The 25,939-nt window shown below is 58.9% G+C and carries 19 protein-coding genes and 1 pseudogene; 7 read left to right on the top strand and 13 right to left on the bottom strand.

What is annotated here, in order from left to right; translation table 11 throughout:
- Positions 1-3 precede the first annotated feature (3 nt).
- The 5 genes from H7B90_RS08135 (at position 4) to H7B90_RS08155 (ending at position 5,355) form a co-directional block, all read left to right on the top strand.
- On the top strand, positions 4-996 hold the full coding sequence (locus H7B90_RS08135) for an ABC transporter ATP-binding protein (RefSeq protein WP_185135360.1): 993 nt from the start codon (positions 4-6) through the stop codon (positions 994-996).
- 40 nt (positions 997-1,036) lie between these two features.
- Entirely contained in the window at positions 1,037-2,407 is a 1,371-nt protein-coding gene (locus H7B90_RS08140; RefSeq protein WP_185135361.1) for an LLM class flavin-dependent oxidoreductase, read from the top strand.
- 25 nt (positions 2,408-2,432) lie between these two features.
- Complete coding sequence (locus tag H7B90_RS08145; RefSeq protein ID WP_185135362.1) at positions 2,433-3,647, top strand: acyl-CoA dehydrogenase family protein; 1,215 nt, start codon at positions 2,433-2,435, stop codon at positions 3,645-3,647.
- A gap of 169 nt (positions 3,648-3,816) precedes the next feature.
- Complete coding sequence (locus H7B90_RS08150) at positions 3,817-4,098, top strand: ArsR/SmtB family transcription factor (RefSeq protein WP_185135363.1); 282 nt, start codon at positions 3,817-3,819, stop codon at positions 4,096-4,098.
- A 93-nt stretch (positions 4,099-4,191) separates the two neighbouring features.
- Positions 4,192-5,355 (top strand): MFS transporter, encoded by a 1,164-nt coding sequence (locus H7B90_RS08155; protein WP_185135364.1) that lies wholly within the window; start codon positions 4,192-4,194, stop codon positions 5,353-5,355.
- 65 nt (positions 5,356-5,420) lie between these two features.
- On the opposite strand, the gene H7B90_RS08160 is transcribed toward H7B90_RS08155, so the two are convergent.
- From H7B90_RS08160 to H7B90_RS08190, 7 genes and pseudogenes are all read right to left on the bottom strand, one after another.
- Positions 5,421-7,454 (bottom strand): ABC transporter ATP-binding protein, encoded by a 2,034-nt coding sequence (locus tag H7B90_RS08160; RefSeq protein ID WP_185135365.1) that lies wholly within the window; start codon positions 7,452-7,454, stop codon positions 5,421-5,423.
- Positions 7,451-8,347, bottom strand: coding sequence for an ABC transporter permease (locus H7B90_RS08165; RefSeq protein WP_185135366.1), 897 nt, complete (start codon positions 8,345-8,347; stop codon positions 7,451-7,453). Before H7B90_RS08165 ends, H7B90_RS08160 begins: the two co-directional genes overlap by 4 nt.
- On the bottom strand, positions 8,344-9,300 hold the full coding sequence (locus tag H7B90_RS08170; protein WP_185135367.1) for an ABC transporter permease: 957 nt from the start codon (positions 9,298-9,300) through the stop codon (positions 8,344-8,346). Before H7B90_RS08170 ends, H7B90_RS08165 begins: the two co-directional genes overlap by 4 nt.
- 21 nt (positions 9,301-9,321) lie before the next feature.
- Entirely contained in the window at positions 9,322-11,001 is a 1,680-nt protein-coding gene (locus tag H7B90_RS08175) for an ABC transporter substrate-binding protein (RefSeq protein ID WP_185135368.1), read from the bottom strand.
- Positions 11,002-11,076: 75 nt separating this feature from the next.
- Positions 11,077-11,598 carry a nuclear transport factor 2 family protein gene (locus H7B90_RS08180; protein WP_185135369.1) on the bottom strand — a complete coding sequence of 174 codons (522 nt, stop codon included), beginning with the start codon at positions 11,596-11,598 and terminating at the stop codon, positions 11,077-11,079.
- Positions 11,599-11,985: 387 nt separating this feature from the next.
- Positions 11,986-12,393, bottom strand: a pseudogene (locus tag H7B90_RS08185) (DUF427 domain-containing protein); the annotation flags it as partial.
- A 166-nt stretch (positions 12,394-12,559) separates the two neighbouring features.
- Entirely contained in the window at positions 12,560-14,743 is a 2,184-nt protein-coding gene (locus H7B90_RS08190) for an alpha-galactosidase (RefSeq protein ID WP_185135370.1), read from the bottom strand.
- 178 nt (positions 14,744-14,921) lie between these two features.
- Here H7B90_RS08190 and H7B90_RS08195 point away from each other — a divergent pair, with 178 nt between their 5' ends.
- Positions 14,922-15,746: an AraC family transcriptional regulator gene (locus tag H7B90_RS08195; protein WP_185135371.1), complete on the top strand. Its 825-nt coding sequence runs from the start codon at positions 14,922-14,924 to the stop codon at positions 15,744-15,746.
- Between the two features lie 132 nt (positions 15,747-15,878).
- On the opposite strand, the gene H7B90_RS08200 is transcribed toward H7B90_RS08195, so the two are convergent.
- Positions 15,879-17,201 carry an MFS transporter gene (locus H7B90_RS08200; protein WP_185135372.1) on the bottom strand — a complete coding sequence of 441 codons (1,323 nt, stop codon included), beginning with the start codon at positions 17,199-17,201 and terminating at the stop codon, positions 15,879-15,881.
- A gap of 203 nt (positions 17,202-17,404) precedes the next feature.
- On the opposite strand from H7B90_RS08200, the gene H7B90_RS08205 reads away from it, so the two are divergent.
- Positions 17,405-18,076 carry an ArsR/SmtB family transcription factor gene (locus H7B90_RS08205; protein WP_185135373.1) on the top strand — a complete coding sequence of 224 codons (672 nt, stop codon included), beginning with the start codon at positions 17,405-17,407 and terminating at the stop codon, positions 18,074-18,076.
- A 108-nt stretch (positions 18,077-18,184) separates the two neighbouring features.
- Here the strand turns inward: H7B90_RS08205 and H7B90_RS08210 are convergent, their stop codons facing one another.
- From H7B90_RS08210 to H7B90_RS08230, 5 genes are all read right to left on the bottom strand, one after another.
- Positions 18,185-19,162, bottom strand: a complete 978-nt coding sequence (locus H7B90_RS08210; protein ID WP_185135374.1) for a LacI family DNA-binding transcriptional regulator — start codon at positions 19,160-19,162, stop codon at positions 18,185-18,187.
- 150 nt (positions 19,163-19,312) lie between these two features.
- Positions 19,313-22,684, bottom strand: a complete 3,372-nt coding sequence (locus H7B90_RS08215) for a GH36-type glycosyl hydrolase domain-containing protein (protein ID WP_185135375.1) — start codon at positions 22,682-22,684, stop codon at positions 19,313-19,315.
- 71 nt (positions 22,685-22,755) lie between these two features.
- Positions 22,756-23,583, bottom strand: coding sequence for a carbohydrate ABC transporter permease (locus H7B90_RS08220; protein WP_185135387.1), 828 nt, complete (start codon positions 23,581-23,583; stop codon positions 22,756-22,758).
- Positions 23,584-23,635: 52 nt separating this feature from the next.
- Entirely contained in the window at positions 23,636-24,526 is an 891-nt protein-coding gene (locus H7B90_RS08225; RefSeq protein ID WP_185135376.1) for a carbohydrate ABC transporter permease, read from the bottom strand.
- An 80-nt stretch (positions 24,527-24,606) separates the two neighbouring features.
- Positions 24,607-25,869 (bottom strand): sugar ABC transporter substrate-binding protein, encoded by a 1,263-nt coding sequence (locus tag H7B90_RS08230; RefSeq protein ID WP_185135377.1) that lies wholly within the window; start codon positions 25,867-25,869, stop codon positions 24,607-24,609.
- Between the last annotated feature and the right edge of the window lie 70 nt (positions 25,870-25,939).

A 25,939-nucleotide genomic window follows, 5' to 3' on the forward strand; every position in this document is an offset into this window, starting at 1 on the left:
CCTATGTCACGGGTATCGCCAACGAAGCAAGCCTCTGCCGAACCGCTGCTGCGGGTGAACGGCTTGAAAAAATACTACGCCGCCTCAGGCCGATCCGCGTTCCGCCGCTCGGTCGTCAAAGCCGTCGACGGCGTGTCCTTCGACCTGCGCGAAGGCGAGACGTACGGGCTCGTCGGCGAATCCGGCTGCGGCAAGAGCACGCTCGGCAAGTCGCTTCTGCGGCTGACGGAGCCGACGGAAGGCGAAGCGCTGTACCGGGGCGTCGACCTGTTCAAGCAGTCGCGCAAGTCTCTCCAGGCGTACCGCCGCGAGCTGCAGATTGTGTTCCAGGATCCGTTCTCTTCGCTGAACCCCCGGCAGATCGTCGGCCGGGCGCTCGAAGAGCCGCTCGTCATCCACGGCATCGGCTCGCCGAAGGAGCGGACCGACCGGGCCATGGAGATGCTGATCACGGTCGGCCTGAGGATGGAGCACTACTACCGGCTGCCGCACGAGCTGTCCGGCGGGCAGCGGCAACGGATCGGACTCGCCCGCGCGCTTATTCTGAATCCGCGCATCGTCATCTGCGACGAGCCCGTATCCGCCCTCGACGTCATCATTCAATCGCAGATCGTCAATCTGATGCGCAAGCTTCAAGCCGAGCTCAAGCTGACGTACCTGTTCATTGCGCACGACATCGCCGTGGTTCGCCATATCTCCGACCGCATCGGCATCATGTATCTCGGCAAGCTCGTGGAAGAAGCGCCTACGGACAAGCTGTTCGCGAATCCGCGCCATCCCTACACGCAGGTGCTGCTATCGGCCGTACCGGTGCCGGACCCGTCCGGAAGGCGGGAGCGCATCGCACTCGAGGGGGACCTCCCCTCTCCGCTCGATCCGCCTTCGGGCTGCGCCTTCCATACCCGCTGTCCGTTCGCGACGGAGCGCTGCCGCACCGAGACTCCGATTCGCCGCGAGGTGGACGAGGGCCATTTTGCCGCATGTCATCTGATTTGATAGCAACTGACAACCCCATACGGAAAGGCAGGCACCGACCATGAAGAAGATTCATCTCGGCGTATTCGAAGTCAACAGCGTCAATCACCTCACCCAAGGCATCTGGGCGCATCCCGGCCAGCAGCGCGTTCATTACAGCAAGATCGAGTACTGGACCAAGATCGCGCAGCTGCTCGAACGCGGCAAGTTCGACTTCATGTTCTTCGCCGACACGTACGGCTATCCGAAGGAGCGCACGGAGCTCGCGTTCCGCGAAGCGACCGGCCTGCCGGGCAACGACCCGATGATGCTCATCCCCGCTCTCGCGATGGCGACGAAGCATCTGGCGTTCACGATGACGACCTCCACCAGCTATGAAGCGCCGTACGCGAACGCCCGCCGCTTCTCTTCGCTCGACCACGTCACGAACGGACGGATCGGCTGGAACGTCGTGACGACGAGCAACAAGACCGCGGCGGATCTGTTCGGCCGGGACGATCTGTTCCTCCCGCACGACGAGCGCTACGACATGGCGGACGAATACATGGACCTCAGCTACAAGCTGTTCGAAGGGAGCTGGGAGGACGACGCGGTGCGGATCGACCGCGACAACCGGGTATTCACCGATCCGGCCAAGGTGCACAAAATCGTCCATAAGGGCAAGTACTTCAAGCTGACCGGCTACCATGCGGCCGAGCCTTCCCCGCAGCGCACGCCGGTTATCTTCCAGGCGGGCAGCTCGAACCGGGGACGCGCGTTCGCGGCGAAGCATGCGGAGGGCGTATTCCTGAAGGCGCCTACCTTGGAGGTGCTGCGCGACCAGATCCGCGACATTCGCCGCCGAGCCGCCGAATATGGCCGCGACCCGGCTTCGGTCAAGGTGTTCACCGGCCTGTCGGTCGTCGTCGCGCCGACGAAGGAGGAGGCCGAACGCAAGCATGCGGAATATCTCTCCTACCAGAGCGCGGAAGCGACGCTCTCGAGCTACGCGAGCGTAACCGGAATCGACCTGACGAAGCTCGATCCCGACTCCTACTTCGAGAACATCCATACCGAGATGGGGCAGACCCACACCGACCGGTTCACGAAGCACAGCCGAACGAAGAAGACCGTCCGCGAAGTCGCGGAGGACTTCTTGAAGAAGGGCTTCCGCGGCTTGACCGTCGTCGGCACTCCCGAGGAAGTCGCCGACAAGATCCAGCACTGGGTCGAGGAAGCGGACCTGGACGGCTTCAACCTCGAGCCTTACATTCTTCCCGCCTCCTACGAGGACTTCATCGACCTGGTCGTTCCCGTTCTACAGAAGCGAGGCATCTTCAAGGAAGAGTACGAGGAAGGAACGTTCCGCGAGCGCCTGTTCGGCAGAGGATCGGCCCGGTTGCCGGACCACCATCCGGGCGCGGCGTTCCGCGACGTCTCGCGGCTGTCTTAAGGCAGGGAGGGGAGATTAAATTCGGATGCTCGGAGAAAAGAAATCGTTGCTTGCGCCGGAAGAGCTGTGGGAGCTGACGCCGGAGCAGCAGGAGACGCTCCGGCGCGTACGGCGGCTCGGCATCGAAGCCGTCGGGCCGACCGCCGAGCGAACGGACCGCGAGGCGGTCTATCCCTTCGAAGCGATCGCCGCCCTAAGGGCAGAGGGGCTGCCGGCGCTGTCGGTGCCCCTCTCGTACGGCGGCGGCGGGGCCGGCTACCGCGGCGATTCGCTGCTGCTGCCGCTTGTGCTGATGGAGCTGGCCTCCTGGTGCTCCTCGACCGCTCAAGTGTTCGCGCTTCATAACACGGGGGTCCAGCTCGTACATGCGATGGGAGACGAGGACCAGCGAAGGTTCTTCTTCGCGGAGGCGCTGCAGGGGCATTTGTTCGGCAGCTTCGGGAGCGAAGCGAACGCCGATCGCTCCGCGCTCTCGAGCGTACTGGCGCCCGTCGAAGGCGGCTACGCGCTGAATGGCCGCAAGATCTTCGCGACCGGCTCCCCTGGCGCGAAGTGGGCGTTCTGGCGGTCGGTGATCGCCCGGACGGAGGGCTCGCAGGACGATCGATACATGATGCCGATCGTTCGGTTGGACGCCGCGGGGGTCGAAGTCATCGACGACTGGGACGGTATCGGCCAGCGGGGAACGGGGAGCGGCACGGTCGAGGCCCGGGACGTCTTCATTCCAGCCGCCCATGTCATGGGCGGGCCCGGCTCTTACGGCGAACATGCCGACTACTTCGCGACGCAGTTCCACGTCAACTTCGCCGCGCAATTCGTCGGCATGGCGCAGGGCGCTTACCGCGAGGCGCTGCGGTACGTCAAGGAGCAGGCCCGTCCCTGGCCGGGAGTGCCGAGCGCGGCGGAGGACCCGTACATCCGGCTGCGGCTCGGCGATCTGTCGGCCCGGCTCGCCGGCGCCCGCGAGCTCGTGCTGCGCGCGGCGCGGATGCTCGGCTCCTTCGAATCGCGGCCCGAGCTGCGGGACGGCATCCGGGCGGCGGCATCCCGGGCCAAGATCGTCTCCACCGAGACGGCGCTTGCGGTGACGAACGAAGTATTTCAGGTCATGGGCGCGCGGGCGGCGACGCGCAAGCACGCGATCGATCGCTATTACCGCAACGCACGCACGCTGACGCTTCACGATCCCGTGGATCGCCAGCGGGAAGCGGTGGGCCGAAGCGAGCTTGCCAACGCGTAACGCCAAGGGCCGGCCGGATCACGATTCCGGTCGGCCTTGCAATTTTGCCAGCCCATGCGTAATCCGGTCATTTTCCTTCTCTATTGACAAATCGCTCTCCATCCTTGACTATATGTATATATATAGAACTATAAAATTATCGACGCAGCAGAAAGGAGTCTCCATCGCCATGTTGATCGAACCCTCCTCGCACAAAGAAGCCGTGAAAGTGTACAAAGCGCTCGGTGAGCCAAGCCGTCTGAGCATTATCAATTTGTTGTGCCAGCACAAGGAATTAAGCTGCACGGAGATCGAGCAGCGTCTGGACTTCAAGGGTTCCACTCTCTCCCACCATCTGAAGCAACTGCTGGATTGCGGATTGCTGGATTTATCGCGCAAGGAGGGGACTTACCACTTCTATGAAGTAAATAAAGATATGTTAAAGCGTTATGTTGCCTTAACGGTCGAGTAATTTTTTTTGACTCATATTTCGATAGATTTAAATCTATAGTTGTTAAAAAAGGAATAAACAAAGCGTCTGCTTGCGGCGCAAGGAGGATGAATAATGAACAAGACGTATCTCATCTATCTGCTGGCTTTCGGCGGCTTCGTCATGGCGACTTCCGAGATCGTAATGGCGGGAATCCTGGGAATGGTCGCCCAGGATCTCGACGTATCCGTCGGGGCAGCCGGTCAGTTGGTTACCGTATTCGCGGCCGTCTTCGGAATCGGGTCGCCGATTCTCGTTACGCTGACTTCCAGAATGGAGCGCAAAAAGCTGCTGATTCTCACGTTCATCGTCTTTATTATCGGCAATCTGATCGCCTTCTTCAGTCCGAACTTCGCCGTTCTCGTCGTCTCCCGAGTCGTTCTGGCTGCCAGCGCGAGCGTATATACCGTCGTAGCTTTGACGTCAGGCTCGAGCATGGCCGCGCCGGGGAGACAAGGCAACGCAATCGGAATCATCATTATGGGTTTCAGTACGGCGCTGGTTGTCGGCGCCCCCTTGGGAACGTTAATAGGCGAATACTGGGGATGGCGTTCCATCTTCCTGTTGATCCCTATTCTAGCGATTCCCGCCGTTATCGGCATTGCCGCTCTCGTTCCCAAGATGAGCGGACAGGCTCCGATACCGCTTGGCGAGCAATTGAGAATCTTGCGGAATCCGAGAATCGTCGGCGGCTTATCGATTACGTTCTTCTGGATCGTCGGTTATCAGCTCATGTTTACTTATATCTCCCCGTTCCTTCAGCAGGCGGCGGGGTTAAATACCGCGCGGATAAGCGCCGTTCTGTTGGCGTGCGGTCTATTCGCGGTAGCGGGTTCGCGTCTTGGAGGCTATGGCGCGGACAAATGGGGGACTTCCCGGACTTTGATCGGCAGCCTGCTCATCCACGCCGTCGCGCTTGTTCTTCTTCCTTGGACGGCGACTTCGCTAACAGGAGCTTTGATCATGGTCGCCGTCTGGGTCGGAGCCGCATGGATGACAACGCCGGTCCAGCAATTCTATCTGGTCTCCCTCTCGCCCGATGCTTCCGGACTGGCGTTGGGCTTGAACAATTCGATTCTGCAGATCGGAATGGCCGTAGGCGCGGGCGCGGGCGGCTGGATAGTGAATCGGCTATCGGTCCTGAATCTGGGATGGATGGGGAGCCTGTCCATCGGAATAGGGCTGCTGGCCGTCTTCTACTCTGTCCGCTCGTCGCGAACTATGAATCCCGGCAGGTAAGCCGACATAGAACGAATCCCCCTCCGCCACCATTCGTCAGAATGACGGCCGGAAGGGGATGTCGTTCAGAGCAAAGGATTGTGACAAGCGGCGTATTGCTCTCCGTCCAGCCGTCTCAGCTCGGGCCGCTCTTCTCGGCAGCGGTCCGTCGCTAGAGGACAGCGCATACGGAACCTGCAGCCGGATAACGTTCGCGTCGAGAATAAGGGCTCGCCGTCCATCCTGTCAGGCTCTGCCTGGACTTGAGGGTCCGGATGAGGGATCGAGGCGATAAGCGCGCGGGTATAAGGATGCGCGGGACGACGGAACAGCTGTCGGCTGGGCGAGATCTCCACGATTCGGCCTTGGTGCATCACGGCGATCCGATCGGAGATATGCCGAACGACATGCAGCCCGTGCCCGATGAAGAGATAGGTCAAGCCCATCTTCTTCTGCAAATCCTGAAGCAGATTGACGATTTGGGCCTGCACGGACACATCCAGCGCGGATACCGCTTCATCGGCGACCACGAACTTGGGATTCAGGGCAATGGCTCGCGCGATGCCGATCCGTTGCCGCTGACCGCCGGAGAATTCGTGCGGATACCGGTTCATGACGGAGGGATCGAGACCGACGGCAGCGAGGATCTCCTCGATTCGCTCCTTCTTATCCGCGCCCTTCAAGCGAAGGTGGACGTCAAGCGGTTCGCCGACCAACTCGCCGACATTCCAACGCGGGTCGAGCGACCCGTACGGATCCTGGAAGATCATCTGCATATCCTTGCGCATCCGCCTTAGCTTCGAAGCTCCAATTCCGGTCAAATTCGTATCCTGAAAAAAGAGGGTACCCGCCGTGGCCGGTTCCAGCCTAAGCAGCAAACGGCCGAGCGTCGACTTGCCGCTGCCGGACTCGCCGACGAGTCCCAAGGTCTCTCCTTGGCGAATCGTGAAGGATACGCCGTCTACGGCGCGGATATGGGCGCGAGGCCGGCCGGGCAAGCCGCTTCTCAGCGGATAATCTTTATACAGGCCCTCCACTCGGAACAGATCTTCGCCTTCGGATGCCGCATGCATCCTCCCCCATCCGGTTCCGCCGGCGCCGCCGGACTCGCTCAGAGGCGGCCGACTCTCCGGCATCGGCGAGACGCCGGGCAGCTCGCTCGCATGCCAGCAGGCCACTTCGCTTCCGGAGAAGGATACCGTCGGGGGCTCCGAGACGCGGCAACGGTCCGTGGCATGGAGACATCGGGGATGGAATACGCAGCCTTCCGGCAGGGCGTTCAGGTTGGGGATGCTGCCGGGGATGGCCGGCAGCTTCTCCCCTCTCTCCCTGTCGGGCATGAAGGCCGACTCGATTAACCCTCGCGTATACGGATGTCTCGGCCTCGCGAACAGCTCCTGAGCCGGCGCTTGCTCGACAATGCGCCCAGCGTACATGACCGCAATTCGGTCCGCGACCCTGGCGGCCACGCCGAAATCATGCGTAATGAGGAACAGCGCCATGCCGAACTCCTTCTGCAATTCTTTAAGCAATCGCAATATTTGGGCCTGGATCGTCATGTCCAGAGCCGTCGTCGGTTCGTCGGCGATGAGCAGTTCGGGACCGCAGCTGAGCGCCATCGCGATCATAGCCCGTTGCAGCATGCCCCCGGAGAGTTCGCCCGGATACTGCTTCATGCAGAGTTCCGGCTCCGGAATTCCGACGCGTCCGAGCAGCGAGGCGGCATGCTTGCGGGCGGCAGACTTGGACATCGATTCGTGCCTCCGGATGGTCTCGACCAACTGGTAGCCGATCGTATAGACCGGGTCGAAGGCGGCCATCGGCTCTTGGAAAATCATGGCCATCCTTTTCCCCCTTACGGCCCGCAGCTCCGACTGGGTCAGAGAGTTCAGATCCAAGCCGGACAGCGCGATCCGGCCATTCACGATGCTGCCGTTCTCGTGCCCGAGCAAGCGCATGACCGCTTTGGAGGCGATGGTCTTCCCGCTTCCCGATTCTCCGACAAGACAGACGGCCTCTCCCGCTTTTATAGTTAGCGACACCTCATGAAGCGCATGCAGCACTCCCCGCTTCGTGTTGAAATCGACGGATAATCGTTGAATATCCAATAGCGGCTTCAATTCGCTTCTCCCCTTCGCCTCGGATCAAGCCGGTCTCTCAGCCAATCCCCTATCACGTTAACGGACAGCACAAGAAGCGCGATGGCTAATCCCGGGAACGTGCAGATCCACCATGCCACTGTCAAATAACTCCTGCCCTGCGACAACAGCTCCCCCCAATCCGGAATCTCCTTCAAGACTCCAACTCCGAGGAAACTAAGTCCCGAGCCGGTCAAGATCGATCCGCCAATGCCGAGCGTAGCCATTACGACTAACGGAGACAGAGAGTTGGGCAGCACGTGCTTCCAATAGATCCCGAAGCGGGTGACCCCGACGGAACGGGAAGCGACGATATAAGGGCGGTTCTTGATGCCGAGGGTCTGGCCGCGCATCAATCTCGCAAAACCGGGGATGGTTCCGAGAGAGACCGCCGCCACCATATTGAACAAGCTGGGACCCAGGGCGGAAGCGACAGCCAGAGCTAACAGAACGCCCGGGATCGTCATCAGCACGTCGACCGCTCTCATGAAGACGGCGTCCGTCAAGCCTCCGATATAGCCGGAGATCGCTCCGATGGCGCCGCCGGCCAGTCCGCCTATTAATATCGAAGCGACGCCGATGAATAAGGAATCCCTGCTTCCGTATACGACGAGGCTAAGCACGTCGCGGCCGAAGTAGTCCGTTCCGAACGGATGGGCCCAGCTTGGAGGTTGCATAAGGCTGTCGCTCGACATCTCCGTCGGCGGGTATGGGGCCAACCAATCCGGAGCTATGGCGCAACCCGCGAACCAAGCGATCGCGGCCGCGGCGGCGATCAACAGGACATTGTAGGAGCGCGGGCGAAGTCCGCCTGTACGGTAAGGGCGGAGTTCCCGCTTCCCGAGCATGATATTTAAGTTCAGCCTCTCCCTCATCGAATGGCTCCTCCGGTATCGGCCGTCCTATGCCTCAGGCGTACGCGCGGATCGATCCACGAGTAAGACAGGTCGACCAACAGGTTGATGACGACATAGACGACCGCGGAGAACAGGATAACGCCCTGAACAACAGGCATATCCTTGGAGAGGATGGCGTCCGAGATCATCCGTCCGATTCCTTGCCGCGCGAATACGGTCTCCATAACGACCGTCCCCGCCAGCATATCGCCCGCGAGCAGACCGATCACCGTAATCGCCGGTATAAGGGCGTTGCGCAGCGCATGACGATACATAACCGCCCGTTCGGTCAGCCCCTTCGCGCGGAGCATGACGATGTAAGGCTCGCTCATGACTTCAAGCATGCTGTTGCGTACGATTCGCACGAGGAATCCGGCCCCGATCAAACCGAGCGTTAGGGAGGGCAGCGCCAACGTTCGCCACCCGTCGGATCCCATCGCCGGGAACCAGCCCAGTCGAATCGAGAAGACGAGCAGCAAGAGAATGCCCGACCAGAAATTCGGCATCGAGATTCCCAGCAGCCCCACGAATCGGGCGATCCAATCGATCGGACCGTTCCGGTGGATGGCGGACAGGACGCCCAGAGCAAGCCCGACGATCAGCGCTATGGCCAGACTAACGGCCGCCAACTCCAACGTCGGCGGCAATTGGGCCGCGATCTTGGGCAGAACCGGTTCCGATGTCAACAGCGAGGTGCCCAAGTCGCCGCGAAGGAGCTTGCCGAAGTAATCGGCAAGCTGCTGCGGCAGCGGTTTGTCTACGCCTAATTGATGGCGGAGACTCGCGATGACCTCGGGCGGGGTGGCGGCGACATTGACCATGCTGTCGATCGGGTCTCCGGGAAGCAGGTACATGATGACGAAGACCAATACCGACGAGCTGACGACGACGAGCAAAGAAGAGACGATTCGACCGATAACAACTCTCACCATGGCAACCGTAGCCCCTTCATCCTACTTCGTCAGACGGACATCGTTGAACAGCGGGAATCCGAGAGGATCGAACTTGAGATTTTCAACGGACCTGGAAGTTGCGACCGTATAGGGGAAGACGTAGATCGGAACCATGACGGCGTTGTCTCGGATGTATTGTTGGACGTTGCGATACAACTCGGCCCGTCTGCCGTCGTCCTTCTCGACGGCCCCTTGCTCCAGCCATCGGTCCAGCTCGGGGGCGGAGACATGCGACATGTTGCCGATCGCCCCTTTGGGAGCCGTATGATAGTACACGCTAAGCCAACTCGGGTCGCCGCTTACGTCGCTGTTGCCGAACACGTCGTAATTATCGTTTACGAAAATCTCCGTTCGAATATCCTTCGTAACGACCACCTCCACTTCGATGCCGATTTTCTTTAGCTGTTGCTGAACGATAACGGCAATGTCGTTGCGCTTCTCCCGGTTGGGCGACGTTACCACATAACGCAGCGTTAGCCTTTTGCCGTCCTTTTGTCGTATGCCGTCCGGTCCCTTGATCCATCCGAGTCGTTCGAGCAGCGAGTCCGCTTTGTCCGCATCGGGCTTGATCGAATTCTCCAGCGACGCATCGTACCCGAACATGCCCGGAGTCAGCGCTGACCATGCTTGCTCGTACGTCCCCTGATACAAGGTTTTGACGATGGTACCGGCATCGATGCCGTATTGCAGAGCTTGTCTGGCTTGGAGTTCGTTCCAGGGCTCGCGGTTCTGATTGATAAACAGCGTATAGGGCAAACCGATCGTATTGGCTTGAAGAAGCTTGAACTTGGGGTCGCTCTTGAGGGCCGCGACGTTCTGCGGAGGGACGCTCTCCGCGGCGAGCGCTTGGCCGCTCTGCACGCTTCCGATCCGGGTCGCGTCTTCCGGCACGATCTTGAAGACGATGCCGTCCAGATATGCGCTCCCTTTGTTGTCGACCAGAGCAGGCGCCCAATTGTAGTCGGGATTGCGTTCGACCTTGATCTCCGAATTGTCTTCCCATTTGACGAATTTGAACGGACCGGTGCCGACCGGATGTTGACCGAAGCGATCCCCGGATTGAGCCGCCGCCGTCGGCGAGACGATACTCAGCTGGGCGGCGCTCAGATTGCCGAGGAAGGCGCGGGAGGGCTTCGAGAGAGTCAGCTTGATCGTGTATTCGTCGATTACCTCGGAGGATTCGTAAGGCGAGAGAAGCGCGAGCGCGCTCACCCCCTTCGTATTCGGGTCGATCACGCGATCGAAATTATACTTGACGGCTTCTGCGTTAAAGGGCGTCCCGTCGTGAAATTTGACATCTTGGCGAAGCTTAAATATGTAGCTAAGACCGTCTTCCGATTCCGTCCATTCCGTGGCCAACCAAGGCTGAATCGTATGATCGGGGAGCTGAACGACAAGATTGTCGAACATCGTGCGGATAACCCTTGAAGAGACGGACAACCCGCTGCGATGCGGATCAAGCGAGTCGGGCGAGGACACCAGCGCGTAGGAGAGCTCGCCTCCTGTCTCCGATGCTTCTGCCGAGGAAGCCCCGGGAGACGGATCGGCAGCGGCGGCGGCGCCCGAACTTCCTCCTTCTTGCGCAACGCCATTATTGGCAGAGCAAGCAGATAGCGCTACGGGCAACACAAGCAGCAGAATGAGCGCCGCGGTCTTGAAGGTTTTCGGCAACTTTACCATTTCTTACGCTCCTATTCTCTTAATTCGATATGGGCAACTTCGTTTCAGCCGAGACATGCGGCTTCGTCCGAATGCCTACTCGTAGTCCGAGGCTCTCTGCGGCGTGCGGCGTCCCAATCCGGGGGCCGCTCCTGCCGCCACCAGCCCCGCGACCGGAGTTACGAGACGTTTGGCGATCAGCCAATCGCCTTCGAATCGTTCGTAATCGTCTTCGATATAACCGATCGTCGTCCAATCCGCGGGACGATGAGCGCCGGACTCGGTATGCGTGCTGGCCCAGTGCCACACCGTTGCATACGCCAACAACCGGGGGCGCCCGTCCTCCCATACGACCGTGCTCTGGCCGCCGACATGGGCGACGGCCGAACCGGAGCTCTTGCCTCCGGCTAGCATAAAGTTGACGAATTCGTCGCGGCCGTTAAAATATTGCGGCGGTCCCGGCATGATGCGGTATTCGATATCGGCGTTCGGAGTGAAGCAGCTTCCGATTCGTTCGTATTGACGGGTGTCGACGAGCCTGAAAAATCGAAAATGCGTTTGATAAATCGATCGTTCGGCAGCCAAGATGTCAAGGATGCCTAGGTTCTCAGTCCCCATAGCGTTTCTTCCTTTCCGCACCCGAAGCCGGTGCTATAAAATAGGCGTCGCCATCCATGCGATGGAAAATTCGAGGATTCCCCCTTTAGGCTATTTTTCATATTTCCTATATATTAAGTTGGAATTATGGTCGCTTTAAACCTTTCGACAAGGGGGCAAAACCCTCGCGAAAGGTTCCGTTGCGGTTGCGGTTGCGGTTGCGGTTCCGGCATTATGAACGCAAGAAACTCACCATAAATTTATAGATATCGAAATATTGAAAATCGTTTTGCCCCGGATCCGCGTAAGTCTTCACTTAGTCGGATTCGAGCCCTGAAGTTCGCATGTACTCTAATCGTAAAATATCAATAGATTTATGGATATAGATATATTAATGCGATTGCTAAATCATGTCAATGAAAAAAATCGCTTCCGTCTATAAATGGACTCGCGACAAGACAGCTCCGCTTGGCCTCCGACGACAACCCGGACGTGACGCGAAGCGGGGATCGCATCGACGCGAGTATACGGATCGCGGGCGTGGACGAACACCTCTTGTTCTTCCTCGTACCAGGCATCCATCGCGTCCCAGCGGAAGGTGACGTACCGATCTAGAAAAGCGATTGCCGGCGGCGGACTGACATATCCCCATACCGCGTTGTCCGCCGCTCGGTCTCCGACCTTGAGCGTCCAATAGACGGCCTCCCCTTTGTTGGCGTTCGGTCGGCGGTAGTCCGTCTCTACGAGGAAGTCCGTACGTACGTCGGACAACGGAAAATAATAGACCGGCAGTTTGCCCGTCTCCGTCACGATAAGCGCTCGCCTGCAGCGCCAGCTTCTTCTTCATTTTCATATCGTTCATGATTCGGATAAAAAACATGGCCTGGCTCCCCTCCCCCCTTCGCGCCGCATGCAAAAGCCCCTTTTCAACGAAAAAGGGGCCTTGTTCGAACGACTTATTCGGTATGGACGGATTCGTGCGTCAGTCCTTATGCGTCTTTAGGGCTTGCAGCCTGAACCATCCGCTCTCGTAATCTTTCTGTCTGTAGGCCAGAGGCAAGCCCACCTGCATGAGCCTGTCTCCTCCGTGGATAAACGCCGCTTCGCTCGTTCCCGAACGAACCTCGTATTCGAGATCCGGATCCAGGCCGGCCAGACGCAAGCTGCGCCGGGGCGCGTTCGGCACGGCCATCACTTGGAAGTAGTAGACGAGAGCCGTCTCTTTGTCCTCCGAGACGAACATCCAAGCCGATTCGTTGCCCTCGAACGGACTCTTCAGGCGGTACAGGTCGCCCTTCTGAACCAAACCGCGAATTTGCTTGTAGGCCGCTACCTGGCGCTTGACCGTCTCCTTCTCCTCGTCGGTGAACTTCGTTAAATCGAGTTCATAACCGAAGTTGCCGGACATGGCGACGTCTCCTCGGAATTCAAGAGGCGTCATCCGGCCCACTTGATGGTTCGGCACGGCCGACACGTGCGCCCCGATCGCGCTTACGGGATAGACGAGACTCGTGCCGTATTGAATCTTGAGCCGCTCGACCGCATCGGTGTTATCGCTTGTCCAGGTTTGGGGCATGTAGTAGAGCATGCCGGGATCGAAGCGGCCCCCGCCGCTTGAACAGCTCTCGAACAGAATATGCGGGAATCCGGCGGTGATGCGCTCCAACAGCTCGTACAATCCGAGCACGTAACGATGGGCGGTCTCTGCTTGGCGTTCCGGCGGCAGCATGGCGGAACCGATCTCCGTCAGCGCGCGGTTCATGTCCCACTTCACGTAGGAGACCGGCACGCTGGCGAAGATGGCGGCTAACGAGTCGTAGATGTAATCGCGCACTTCCTTGCGCGTGTAATCCAGCACGAGCTGCCACCTGGCTTCGCTGCGCCTCCGCCCGGGAACATGGAGACACCAGTCCGGATGCCGACGGTACAGCTCGCTGTCCGGCGAGATCATCTCGGGCTCGAACCAGAGTCCGAACTTCAGTCCCAGCTTGTTGATGCGCTGCGCGACATCCGCAAGCCCGCCCGGCAGCTTCCGCCGATCCTCGATCCAATCGCCGAGAGACGAGTTGTCGGAATCCCGCTTCCCGAACCAGCCGTCATCCAAGACAAACAGCTCGATTCCGAGCTTGGCCCCCTCTTCCGCGATCTCGACCAGCTTGTCCGCATTGAAGTTGAAGTAGGTGGCTTCCCAGTTATTGACCAGAATGGGACGTTCTTCGTCCCGATATCTTCCCCGGCACAGCCGCGTCCGGTACAAGCGATGATACGTTCTCGACATGTCCCCCAGGCCTTGTCCGGAGTAGACCATGACCGCTTCGGGCGTCTGGAAGCTCTCTCCCGGACTCAGCAGCCACGCGAAGTCGAAGGAGTTCACGCCGATGCTAAACCGCGCGGACCCGAAGCTGTCCACTTCCGCCCCCGCTTCGAAGCTGCCGCTGTATACGAGACTGAAGCCGTAGGCCTCCCCTCGGAACTCCGTCGTGTCGGGAGCGACCAAGGCGGCGAAAGGGTTGAATTGGTGGCTGCTCATCCCCCTCTTGCTATCGATCCGGGTCTCGCCTCGAGCGAGCGGTCTGCGAGTCACATTCCCTTCCCGCGCCCAAGCCCCGGACAAGTAGACGATCTCCCATTCGCGCTCTCCCGAGTAATCGACGCTGGCGCTTAAGGCGCGGCGAAGCCTCAGCTTCCTGTCTCCCCCGTTAATCAAGCGAGCCGAGCGGACGATGACGTTGCGTTCGGCGAAGACGGTGTAGAGCAGGACGACCTTGAGGCCGGAATAGGCGTCTCTTAATTCCAGCTCCAACGTATCCGCTTCGGCTTCATCTTCGGTGTAAACGGCCGGAAGCCCGGTCAACGCCGGCTTCCCCTTGATGATTCGGTAGCCTTCGTACTTCAGCTCCGTAATCCGCGTTCCATCCTCGAGTTCGACCTGGTAAGCCGGATTCCGGAAGTCTCCGCTCCCGTATTGGGGGTATTCTTGCGGCAGCCGGTCCAATCCGGCCTTCTCGGGGGTATGAATCAGCAGCCCCTCCATCGGTACCCGGTGCTTCAGCTTGCTTCCCCAATAGACATGCGCCGGATACCCGTCCACGATCTGAAGAATATAGCTCATGCCGGACGATTGCAGATGGAACAGCCCGGTTTGCGATTCGACGATGACTCCCATGAATCCAATCTCCCTCTTCCCTTAGAATGCCAATCATATGGCATAAAGCTTGATAGACTTATTCAAGCATGTACGCCCATTCTACGGAAATGATATATCAATTCCGAGCATCGAGTACATGTCATGATGCTCGCTCTTAATGTTATAATGCTAGATATTCGTCGCTAGGAGAATGGCTATGATCGAATATTTGCCAAGAAGCAAGCACCAAGCGGAATTGTATGTCACTCAATTCGGAGCGGAGGAGTGCGTCCCGGGTCACGATTTCGGGCCGGCCGTCCGGAACCACTATTTGCTCCATTATATTTTGAGCGGGGAAGGAACCTTCGAAGTCGGCGGTACGAGATATCGGCTGAGGAAAGGACAGGGATTCCTGATTTGCCCCGAGGTCGTCACTTATTATCGGGCCGATTCCGCGAACCCTTGGTCCTATTGCTGGTTCGGGTTTAACGGTACGCTGGCCGAATGGCACCTGAAGCAAGCGGGGCTGACGCTGTCGTCTCCGATCCTCGAATACGACAGGGACGATAGGATCTCCCAATACTTGGAATGGATGTTCGAATCGAGAGATTACGCCAAATCCCGGGAAACCCGATTAACCGGGCTGCTCGCCTTGCTGTTGTCCGAGCTGGCGGAATTCGGCCCGGCCGCAGCCTCCGGCGAGAAGGGAAGCCGGGCGGAACTATACGTGGATAAAGTGAAGGATTTTATCGAATTGAATTACGATCGGAATATGACCGTCGAGGACATCGCCCATTTTATCGGGCTGAATCGAAGCTATCTGTGCTCGCTGTTCAAACGAACCATGAACGTAAGCATTCAGGATTATTTAATCCGCTACCGCATGAACAAGGCTTGCGAGATGATGGGGAACGCGGAGCTGTCGATCGGCGATATCGCCCGATCCGTCGGCTACGGCGACCCTTTGCTGTTCTCCAAAATCTTCAAAAAGCTCAAAGGAGCTTCCCCTAAGCATTACAGGAGCGGAACGGACGTTCAATAAGAGCCCCCCTTTCCGACATCGAATGAATAGGAGCTATTCGCGAATCGTACCGAACCGTTCTAAGCAGAGAGGCGGCTCGCAGACCGCTTAAGCCTGCGCCGATAATAACCACGGAGGTAGGTTTATTCATCCTCAAGGTTCCCATCCATCTTTTTTCGTTCTGGACCCGATCACGACCGGAATAAGCAGCAAGGACAAGACGGATCCGGCCAAGGCCAGAGCGGCGTAGCTGAATTGGGCGACGACCATTCCGGACAAGGCGCCCCCGGAAGCTCCCGCCAGGGCGATCAAGACGTCGACCGTACCTTGCGTCTTGGCGCGGATCCGCAGAGGCGTTGCATCGACGATTGCCGCCGTGCCGCTGATCAAGCCGAAGTTCCAGCCCAATCCGAGGAGCACGAGCGCCAGAATAAGCATCCCCATCGAATCGCCGGGCGCCAGAGCAGCCAGCGCACCGGATACCAACAGAGTCAATCCGGAAGCGTACGACATGAGCTTATGGCCGAATCGATCGACGAGAACGCCGGTAAGAGGAGAAGGCAGGAACATGGCGGCGACGTGAAGACCGATGACGATCCCTACTTCTCCCAATCCGTGGCCATGATGCTGCATGTGAACCGGGGTCATGGTCATAATGGCAATCATGACGATCTGCGTGAGGACCATGACGGTCGCGCCGACCATAATGCCTTTTTTATTTACGACGTAATCTTGGGCTTGAGACTGTTCCGTCTGATGAAGGACGGCTGCGGATCGTTCCGCGTCGGCAATCGCTGTCGCCACAAGGAACGGATCGGGACGGAGGAAAAGAAGAAGGACCAAGCCGGCAGCAAGATACGCCGCCGCAGCCAGCATGAAGGGACCCGTCAACTTGGGAGCTCCCATGGATGCGGCTAGCTGTCCCGTTAGATTCACAAGATTCGGACCGGCGACGGCGCCGAACGTCGTGAATACCATGGCCATGCTAATCGCTTTAGCCCGATTGGAGGGCAGCGCCAAATCCGTAGCCGCATAACGCGCCTGCAAGTTCGTGGCCGTGCCCGCCCCGTAGATCAACATCGATAGGAACAGCAGCGGCACGTTGTTCAATAGCGCGGCGAGTACGACTCCGATCGCCCCGACGCCGCCCGCCATGAATCCCGTAACCAGTCCGGCCCGGCGTCCCGATCGTTGGGACAGACGGCCGACCATCAGGGCTCCGCCGGCGGAGCCTAACGTGAACAGCGCAGTGGGAATCCCGGCATAGCCGTCGTCTCCTAGCATGTCTTGCGCCAGCAACGCGCCTACGGTGATGCCTGCCGCCAAGCCGGCCCCGCCGAATATTTGCGACAGAATGACCACCTTCAACGTCCTCGCATGCAGCTGACGCTGCTTCTCTGGCGAACTCGCATATTCCGCGAGGGAGGAGGTCAGATTTTGCGCCTTTTCCCCAAGCCCTGCATGTATCTCTGCCATTCAAAGTCTCCCTTTATACGAGCTTTTAGCGTTCATTCAGTGAGCGGCACAATCGGAATTGTCAAATTCAATTGAATGATTGAATTATAGGTTCAAAAAAAGTTGAAGTCAATCCTTTCTTCGCTCGAACTTCCAAGCTTGACTTCAACTTGGAGAGTGATAAAATTCAATCATTCCATTGAATGGCACGGAGGTCGACCTGAATGAAGGATATGCGTCATTCGGCGAAAGTTTTAAAAGACGAGCTATACAAACAGCTGGCCCGGATCGGAAAAAGCTTATCGAGCGACAAGCGGCTGGAGATTTTGAATTTGCTGTCCCAAGGATCGAAGACGGTAGAGAAGCTGGCGGCTTATACGGAGATGAATTACGCCAACGTGTCCCGTCATCTTCAGATTCTGCTGGAGGCGAAGCTGGTGAAATTCACGAAGGTGGGAACCTATGCCGTCTACTCGTTGGCCGATCCCGCCATTGCGGACTTTCTCTCTTCCCTGTGGAGGATCAGCCAGCGACAGCTTCCGGATATCGGCAAGCTGAAAGAGGATTTCTTGAAAAATATGGATGAAGTCCAGACCCTTACGATGGACGAGGTCAGGCGGAAGATGAACAACGAATCCATCCTTCTCTTGGACTTGCGGCCGAAGGAAGAATACGAATCCGGTCATATCGCAGGGGCGATTTCGGTCCCCATGGAGGACCTGGAAGGGTTCATGCGCGACTTGCCGGAGCATGCCGAGATCGTCGCTTACTGCAGAGGCCCGCTGTGCGTCTACTCGGCCCTGGCCGCGCAGAAGCTGCGATCCGAAGGATTTGCGGCCTATCGGATGGACGAGGGATTAACCGAATGGCAGGAGCGCTTTCAGTTGCGACCATAATAAGCTAAATTCCGATTCGATCAAAAGCCCTCGTCCCGATGTTGCCGGAACGAGGGCTTCTCTTCGTCTCCCTCTCTCTTCGGAGCGCATCGACGATCTTGATGGTCTTCAACCTGCTGCCCGCTTCACCGAATCGCCCTCGACCAGAGTGACGTAGATGCGCTCGTGCTCGGCGGCGCCGTTGCCTTCGATGAGCTTGATGAGCTGCTCCGCCGCCACGGAGCCCCATCTGCGTTCGGAATAATCGACCGTAGCGAGCCGCGGCTGGACGTAATCGGCAACGTCGATATGGTCGAACCCGACCACGTGGATATGCTCGCCGATGCGATACGGCGTCTCCTTCAGCGCATGGTACATGCCGATCGCCATCTCGTCGTTCAAGCAGAAGACTCCTGCGGGCCCGTCGTATTCGGCGACGATCCGGGCGGCCGCCGCGATGCCGCTCGCCATGTCGAAGTTGCCCGGGATCTCCTCGTACCGGATTCCCGGGCCGCTCCGCGCAACCGTCTGGCGCGCGGCTGCCAGCCGCTGCTCGGAGTCGAACGAGCCCTCCGGCCCCGTCACCGCGTACAGCTTCTTATGCCCCTGGCGGATCAAGTAGTCCATCGCGAACGTCGCGCCGGCTTTGTTGTCGAGCAGCACCTGCACGATATTCTCGTGGCTGAGTTCCCTGTCGAGCACGACGAGCTTGTGCCCGCGGTTCGCATGCAGGAGCAGTTCTTCGTCGGAGAACAGGCTATCCAGGATGATCGCGCCATCCAGCATGCCTTCCGAGAGCATCCGGTGCGACTGGGTTCCGCTGCAGACGACCAGATCGTACCCGCGCTTGTTCATCTCTTCCTTCATCCCTTGGAGCAGCTTCCCGTAGAAGGCCCCTTCGAACGTCGTCAGGAACGCCCCGATGATGCGCGTCTCCCGCTTCTTGAGCGAACGCGCGGCCGCGTTCGGCACGTAGTTCAATTCTTTGGCCACGGCGAGAATCCGTTTGCTCGTCTCTTCCGTCACCTTCGGATTCCCGTTGAGCGCGTAAGATACGGTCGAGATGGATACTCCCGCGTGCTTGGCAATATCTTTAATGCTTACCACCGCTATCGCTCCTATCGCTTGCTGCCCGCTCTCCTGCTTTGTTCAATTATAACAGAAAGCGGAACAAGGGAGTCGCGGTCCTATCGGAATATGCGATATCGCTTATCCCAGGACCGATGCCTCCAGACTGTCCCGCCTTCCTTCCAACCGTTAAGCCATCGTAATCTCGATCTCGTTCGCATCGCTTGCAACGAGCAGCGCTTCGAGCGTCTTCTTCCCGATCCGCACCCCTCCGCCGCGATAGCGGTTCGGCTGCTCGATCGTCTCGACCGGCTCTCCCTTCACGGCGACGCGCCGAACCGACTTGCCGCCCACGGAGTAGCGGAATACGATCTCCTTATCCATCCAGCGGAACCGGAAGCGGACTCCGTCCAGTTCGGCCGGCAGCACCGGATCGAGCACGAGATCTCCGCCGACGCCGCGAATCCCGAGCACGTTCGAGACGAGCTGGTTCATGTAAATTCCCGGGCCGCTGGAGTAGATGCGCCAGCCTCCCTTCACCTGAACCTCTCCGGTGCGCAGCTTCCCGAAGCCGTCCCGGGCCTCGTAGCGATCGTCGAACTTGCCGTCGGAGCTGCTGAAGTAAGCGTTGCTCTGCCGCAGGTCCGCGTTCGGCACGACTTCGCGGATGCCGATCGGGTTGATCGTCGCGAGCGCCTTCCACGCCTCCTCGGCCTTGCCCAGCTTAGCCATCGCCTCGATGAAGCGGATATGCGCATGGACGTATTGCAGGCCGATCTCGCGTCCGAAGTTGGCCGCCTGCTCGGCGCGTTTGAATCTCGTGCTGACGCCCCCCGCGTAATCGGCCGGCCGGTTCATGAGCCGCACCCCGTCGGGGTAGAACAGCTCCTGCTTGATCAGGCGGTAATGCGACTCCGCTTGCGCCTCGTCGAACAGCTCCCCGATCATGCTTCGCGTCATCGGCAGCAGCCGGTACGAGATGCCCGTCTTGCTATCGCCCGGATGCAGCATCAGGTCGATAGAGCCCGGCTCTTCCATGTACGCGAAGCCGGACGTCACGCCGTCCTTCACGAGGTAGCGGTTAAAGTCCGCCTTGATTCCTTCCGCCAGCTCCCGAAGCTCCTCGGCCAGCTCTCTTAGCTCGCCGCCTTGCGAGGCGAGCGCCAGGGACAATTGGGCGAACGTCTGGTAAGTCAGCGCTACGGTCCAGCTGCTGATCATGTACTGCTTCAACTTCGCGTTCGCCGGCTGCAGCGTATCGTCCCAGTCGCCGTCGCCGTACGACGAGAGCCTCGTTCCATGCAGGAAATGGTTCTTGATAGAATCGATCTCCTTGCGCGCGTGGTGCAGCAAGGGGAAGGTCTCTTCCGTCAGCTCGCCTCCGTGCAGCGTGTAAGGCAAGCGTTCTTCCAGCACCTCGTAATCCCCGGTAATCCGCAAGTAGTCTCCGAGCACCTTCAGCGGCCATACGATGATGTCGCCGTGGCTCTCCTCCTGCTGGATCCGGTAATACCGGTCGAACATAAACCATTGCGGCCAGTTGCCGTCTTCCATGTATTGATGCGCATAGACGGTCTTCAGAATCTCCTTCACCCGGCCGTGCTTGCCCATCGCGAGGAAGTATTCCGTCGGCCCTTGGCACACGTCGCGCGTGCCCCAAGCCGCTCCGCTGTATTGCTCCAGGCCGTGCGGAACGGAATAATGGACGAGCATGTTATGCGTGTACCACCAAGCCAGAGCGTTGAACTTCTCCAGCTCCCGCTTCTTCTCCTGCGAGTCGTGCGACAGCTCGAAGCCGTTCATGACCTCGGCCAGGAAGGCGCGGTAGGCTTCGATCTCGGCTTCGACCGGATATTCGGCCCGCTCCGCTTCATCGAGCTCGGCTTCCTCCAGCCCGCCTCGAATCGTCAGCCGCCACCTGGAGGTCGGCTGAAGCTCCAGCACGACCAGGGACGCGGAGCCTGCCGTCGCTTCCGGCGCCAGAGCCCGTTCGTCCAGCACCCGCATGTCCGCGCCTCGAAGGCCGAGACGGAAGCTCAGCTCCGGATAGACGCCCGAACTGAGCGATTCCGGATGCGCGCGGAAGATCAGCTCCTCGCCGGCACGCTCCATTCGGAACGGAAGCTCGTATTCCTTATCGTTCATCGCGATCTGGTTCGTCACGAGGAACCGGTACGCCTTGCCTTCCCGCGAGACGGCTTCGAGCCCCAGCTCAGGCGAGTCCGATCTCGTCCACGCGGTTACGGCGAGGACATCGCCGTCCAATTTATAATGCCAACGGGCATAATTGAACCCGATCTCGTAGAGAGACGGCAGAGTCAACAAGCGGAAGCGGCCGTCTATCTCGACGTAAATCCGTTGGCCCGATGTCTTCAGCACGTTCAGCGCGTTGCGCGCGTTCGTCATGAGCTTGTTGAACGACGTGTTGCCTATCGTGATCTGCGAGTGGAAGATGCCGTACATATAATTCGTAGACGACGCCACGCGCTCGTTCATTCGGGCGTTGTCCCCGCTCATGAGGATATGGCCGTGCGGCCGTTCCACGCGCAGCTCCTTCGCCTTCAGAACGACATGCTCGTACGTCTCGGTGAAGAACGACAGCAATTCGCCGCCGTCGCGTTCTTCCTGCAGGCGAACGGGGAAGAGCGCTTCGATCTCCTTCGCCGTCATCTCTCCCGCGCGAAGCGGATCTCCGAATCGTTCGCTCCACGTGACGCGTTGGCCGACCGGGCGAAGCCCGCTATCCTTCAACGCCTTCGCGCCTTCCCACGCGGCCCGGAGCTCTTCCTCGTATTCGAGCTCCCGGATCGCTTCCGTATGGTTCGGCTTCAACATCCCGTAGAAGACGAACGTCGTCTCCCCGCTTCCCAGCGTTACCGTCTCCGACTGCAGCGCGGTGTAGGCGAATTCGTACTGGTACACCTTGCTCTTCAGGCGTTCGAAGCTTAGCGCTTCCGGTATGTCCGTCTCCTTGTACGAGAGACCGAAGAACTGGAAGCCGTCCGTCGAATACGCCGCCGCTCCGGTCAGCGAGCCTTGCTGCAGATAAGGGAATCCGGTCGACATCGGCTGATTCTGGCGCGAGCAGACGACGTATCCCTTCCCTTCCGTCCGGAACGCGGAATGGCCGATATACTGGGACATATACGCTTCGTTCGTCCGAACGGCGCCTTGGTCCGCGAGCCCGACGTCTTGTCCGTAGAGGACGTCCGCCTCGACGCCTTCGCCGCTGAGCGCGACCTCCCAGAACCAGATCCGGCCGGGCATCAGCGTAAACGTGACGCGATAGGCGACGCCAAGCGCCTCTCCCGTCCACTCGACGCGCCTGTCGGAGGCGCGGACCTCGCTCCCCGAACGGACGCCGAGCAGCGGCGCGGACAAGATCCGCCCTTCCTTGCGAACGCGCAAATAAATATTGTTCATCGATCCGTCGAGCGGATTCGACAGCACCTGATTGATCAGCAAGCCTTCATACCCGATCTCGCGAAGATCTCCGCTGTTCAGGAATGCGAAAGACAGACCGTCCGATTGCAATATCATCGTATTATCCAGTGGTTCCATTCTCTCGCGTACTCCTCTCCCGAATTCTCTTTATTGTCTGTTTAAAAAAAAGCGCAGGCGAATGCCATCGATTATTTCATGCCGGAGATGCTGAAGTTCTCTATGATGTGCTTCTGGAAGTACGTGAACAGCGCGATAACGGGCGCCACCATGAACGTAGCTCCGGCCATCTGCAGCCCGAAGTTCGCGGCGTATTGCCCCTTCAGCAGGGACAGGCCGACCGACAGCGTATACAGGCTCTCGTCGTTCGCGATAATAAGCGGCCAGAGGAAGCTGTTCCAGCCGGCGATGAACGTCAGGATCGCTTGTACGGCCAGGATGGGCTTCGAGATCGGCAGAGCGATTTGCAGGAAAATGCGGTATTCGCTGGCGCCGTCCAGGCGCGTCGCCTCGAGCAGCTCCGTCGGAATCGTCGACATGAACTGGCGGAAGAGGAAAATGGCGAAGGCTCCGACGAGGCCCGGCAGCACGATGCCCGTCATGGTGTTCGTAAGGCCGAGCGAATTGAGAATCAGATAGACCGGAATCATCGTGACTTGGCTCGGAATCATCATCGTCGCCAGCACGAGAACGAACAAGGCGTTGCGCCCTTTGAAGTCGTACTTGGCGAACCCGAAGCCCGCAACCGCGTTAAGCAGCAGGCCCGCGAACGAGAAGAGGACGATGATCAGCGTATTTCGAAGATAGACGCCGAAGTTCATGTTCTCGAATAGATAGTTGAAGTTGGACATCGTGAACGATTTCGGCCATAAGGTCGGCGGAATTTGAACGATCTCGCCCTCCGGCTTGAAGGAAGACAGGATCATCCAGATAAAGGGCAGCAGGAAGAGCAAGCCGCCGATAGTCAGCACGATGCCGGACACCCACTGGAACGTCTTGCCGCCTTCCCGTTCCCGCAATCCGCCCTTTTGGCCTGCGGTAGTTGCGCTCAATGCGATCTCCTCCTCTCTCTTACGTCATATCCGACTCGTTCTTCTGCAGCCTGAGCTGAATAAGGGTGATGGCGATGATGCAGACGAACAGAACGAACGAGCCCGCGGCCGCGTAGCCGAAGTTGTTGAATTTGAAGCCGTTCTGGTAGATGAAGAGCGCTACGGACAGCGTGCCGTCGAGCGGACCGCCTTGAGTCATGACGAAGGGCTCCTCGAAGAACTGCAGCCAGCCGATCATGGTCGTGATGGACACGAAGAAGATGGCGAATCGCAGCATCGGAATCGTGATGCGCGTCACTTGCTGCCACTGGTTCGCCCCGTCGAGCTGGGCGGCTTCGTAGTAGGACTTCGGAATGCCTTGAAGCGCCGCGATGAAAATAATCATGTTGAGCCCGATCGCCTTCCAGAGCGCCAGCAGAATCAAAGACAGCTTGGCGACCGTCGGCTCCGTGAGCCACGGCACGTCGGGCAGCCCGACCGAGTTCAGAATATAGTTGAACAGGCCGATCGCCGGGTTATACAGGTAGCTCCAGACGACCGCGACGGCGACGATATTGGTCACGGACGGGAGGTAATAGACGACGCGGAAGGCTTTGAAGATCCGGGACGTGCCCAGGTTGATCAACAAAGCGACGGCAAGCGAGAACAGGATGACCAGCGGCACGCCGATGATAACGTAGAAGAGCGTGTTGAAGATCGCCTTCAGGAAGACGGGATCCTTCAGCACCTCCGCGTAATTGGCGAAGCCGATGAACGAGATCGATCGGAAGTTCGCGAGTCCCCCGAGATCCATATCGGTGAAGCTGATCGCGAGCGCGACCAGAATCGGGACGATGGAGAACAGGGTGAGCAGGATCAAGGTAGGCGCGATGAACACATACGGCGCTTGTTTATTCAGGAAACCCTTCATCGGGATATCTCCCTTCTCTCTAGCATGCCGAGGGGACCTGTACGGGAGAGGGCCGGCCTATGCGGCCGGCCCGCCTCGACTTACTTCATCAGCTTGGCGGCGTCCGCGTTAAAGGCTTCAAGTTCCTTCTTCACGTCCGCGTTGCTGCGATAGATCACTTCGAAGTGCTTCAGGTAGCTGTCGCTGATTTGCGCCCATTCCGGGATGACCGGCATCGGCTGGGCCGCCTTCAGCTGCTCTCCGATGACCTTGTAGAATTCGTCGTTCTTCAGTTTGTCATTCTCCCAGGCCGCCGTTGCGGCAGGCAAGGAGCTTGTTTGCTCCATCCATTTCACTTGCGTCTCCGGCTTGCTCATGAAGGCGATGAACTTCGCCGCGGCGTCCTTGTTCTTCGAATATTCGAAGATGGACAGGTTCGAGCCGCCCAGGAGCGAGATGTTGTTCTCCTTCTTCGGAAGAACCGCGATCGTCCACTTGCCGTTAATATCCGGCGCTTGGTCCTGGATCAGCTTGATCATCCAAGGGCCGCTGATGAACATCGGCAGAATGCCTTGCTTGAAGGCAGGAATAATATCGAGGCCGAGATCCTTCGGAGCGGAGCCGTTCTGGTAGAAGCTGTTGATGTACTGAACCGCCTCGACGAACTTGTCGTCGCTGAAGTTCGGCTTGCCGTCCTCCGTGAACCAAGTCGCGCCGTTCTGGCGGGAGAACATGAAGCCCAGCGATTGTTCCTTCGGATCGATGCTGATGCCGTATTTGCCATCGCCGCGTTTGGCGAGCTTCTGAGCCGCGTCCGACAGCTCTTCCCAGGTTTGCGGAGCCTTGTCGTAACCCGCTTCCTTGAGCAGATCCGTCCGGTAGTACAGAACGCGAGTCTCGACGTACCAGGGGGAGCTGACGTATTTGTCGCCGGCCTTCCCCGCCGCGACCGCTCCTTCATAGAAGTTGTCCGGATTCAGCTCCGGATATTGCCCGACGTAGGGAGCCAGATCCGCGAGCGCGCCCGCTTCGGCGAATTCGGGAATCCAGGACGTCCCCATCTGAATGACGTCCGGGCCCTTCTTGGAGGCGATCGCCGTCAGCAGCTTATCGTGGCCTTGGTCCCAAGGCAAGGCCTGTACGTTGACCGTAATGTTCGGATTCTCTTTCTTGAACGCTTCCGCCATCACGGGAAGAGTCTTCGCCTCTTCTCCCATTCCCCAGACGTTAATCGTCACTTTCTCGTCCGCTTTGCCGCCGTTCCCGGCGTTCGCTCCGCCCTCGGCGTTCTTATTCGCGCCGCATCCCGCGAGCAAGCCCGCGCCGAGAGCGACCGTCGTGATCATGGCAAGTGTTTTTCTCATACCGAAACCCCTCTCATGGATCGTTAGTCGATGTGCTTGTTACAGCCATTCTTAATCGGTCATGAATGAT

The sequence above is a fragment of the Cohnella xylanilytica genome (assembly GCF_014212175.1).
GTDB classification, from domain to species: domain Bacteria; phylum Bacillota; class Bacilli; order Paenibacillales; family Paenibacillaceae; genus Cohnella; species Cohnella xylanilytica.

Bases quoted from the DNA above. Each gene is read 5' to 3' on its own strand.
- H7B90_RS08140 (WP_185135361.1), top strand. From the start codon at position 1,037: ATGAAGAAGATTCATCTCGGCGTATTCGAAGTCAACAGCGTCAATCAC.
- H7B90_RS08165 (WP_185135366.1), bottom strand. From the start codon at position 8,347: ATGAGGGAGAGGCTGAACTTAAATATCATGCTCGGGAAGCGGGAACTC.
- H7B90_RS08135 (WP_185135360.1), top strand. From the start codon at position 4: ATGTCACGGGTATCGCCAACGAAGCAAGCCTCTGCCGAACCGCTGCTG.
- H7B90_RS08150 (WP_185135363.1), top strand. From the start codon at position 3,817: ATGTTGATCGAACCCTCCTCGCACAAAGAAGCCGTGAAAGTGTACAAA.
- H7B90_RS08180 (WP_185135369.1), bottom strand. From the start codon at position 11,598: ATGGGGACTGAGAACCTAGGCATCCTTGACATCTTGGCTGCCGAACGA.
- H7B90_RS08145 (WP_185135362.1), top strand. From the start codon at position 2,433: ATGCTCGGAGAAAAGAAATCGTTGCTTGCGCCGGAAGAGCTGTGGGAG.
- H7B90_RS08205 (WP_185135373.1), top strand. From the start codon at position 17,405: ATGAAGGATATGCGTCATTCGGCGAAAGTTTTAAAAGACGAGCTATAC.
- H7B90_RS08190 (WP_185135370.1), bottom strand. From the start codon at position 14,743: ATGGGAGTCATCGTCGAATCGCAAACCGGGCTGTTCCATCTGCAATCG.
- H7B90_RS08230 (WP_185135377.1), bottom strand. From the start codon at position 25,869: ATGAGAAAAACACTTGCCATGATCACGACGGTCGCTCTCGGCGCGGGC.
- H7B90_RS08155 (WP_185135364.1), top strand. From the start codon at position 4,192: ATGAACAAGACGTATCTCATCTATCTGCTGGCTTTCGGCGGCTTCGTC.
- H7B90_RS08215 (WP_185135375.1), bottom strand. From the start codon at position 22,684: ATGGAACCACTGGATAATACGATGATATTGCAATCGGACGGTCTGTCT.
- H7B90_RS08175 (WP_185135368.1), bottom strand. From the start codon at position 11,001: ATGGTAAAGTTGCCGAAAACCTTCAAGACCGCGGCGCTCATTCTGCTG.
- H7B90_RS08200 (WP_185135372.1), bottom strand. From the start codon at position 17,201: ATGGCAGAGATACATGCAGGGCTTGGGGAAAAGGCGCAAAATCTGACC.
- H7B90_RS08170 (WP_185135367.1), bottom strand. From the start codon at position 9,300: ATGGTGAGAGTTGTTATCGGTCGAATCGTCTCTTCTTTGCTCGTCGTC.
- H7B90_RS08225 (WP_185135376.1), bottom strand. From the start codon at position 24,526: ATGAAGGGTTTCCTGAATAAACAAGCGCCGTATGTGTTCATCGCGCCT.
- H7B90_RS08195 (WP_185135371.1), top strand. From the start codon at position 14,922: ATGATCGAATATTTGCCAAGAAGCAAGCACCAAGCGGAATTGTATGTC.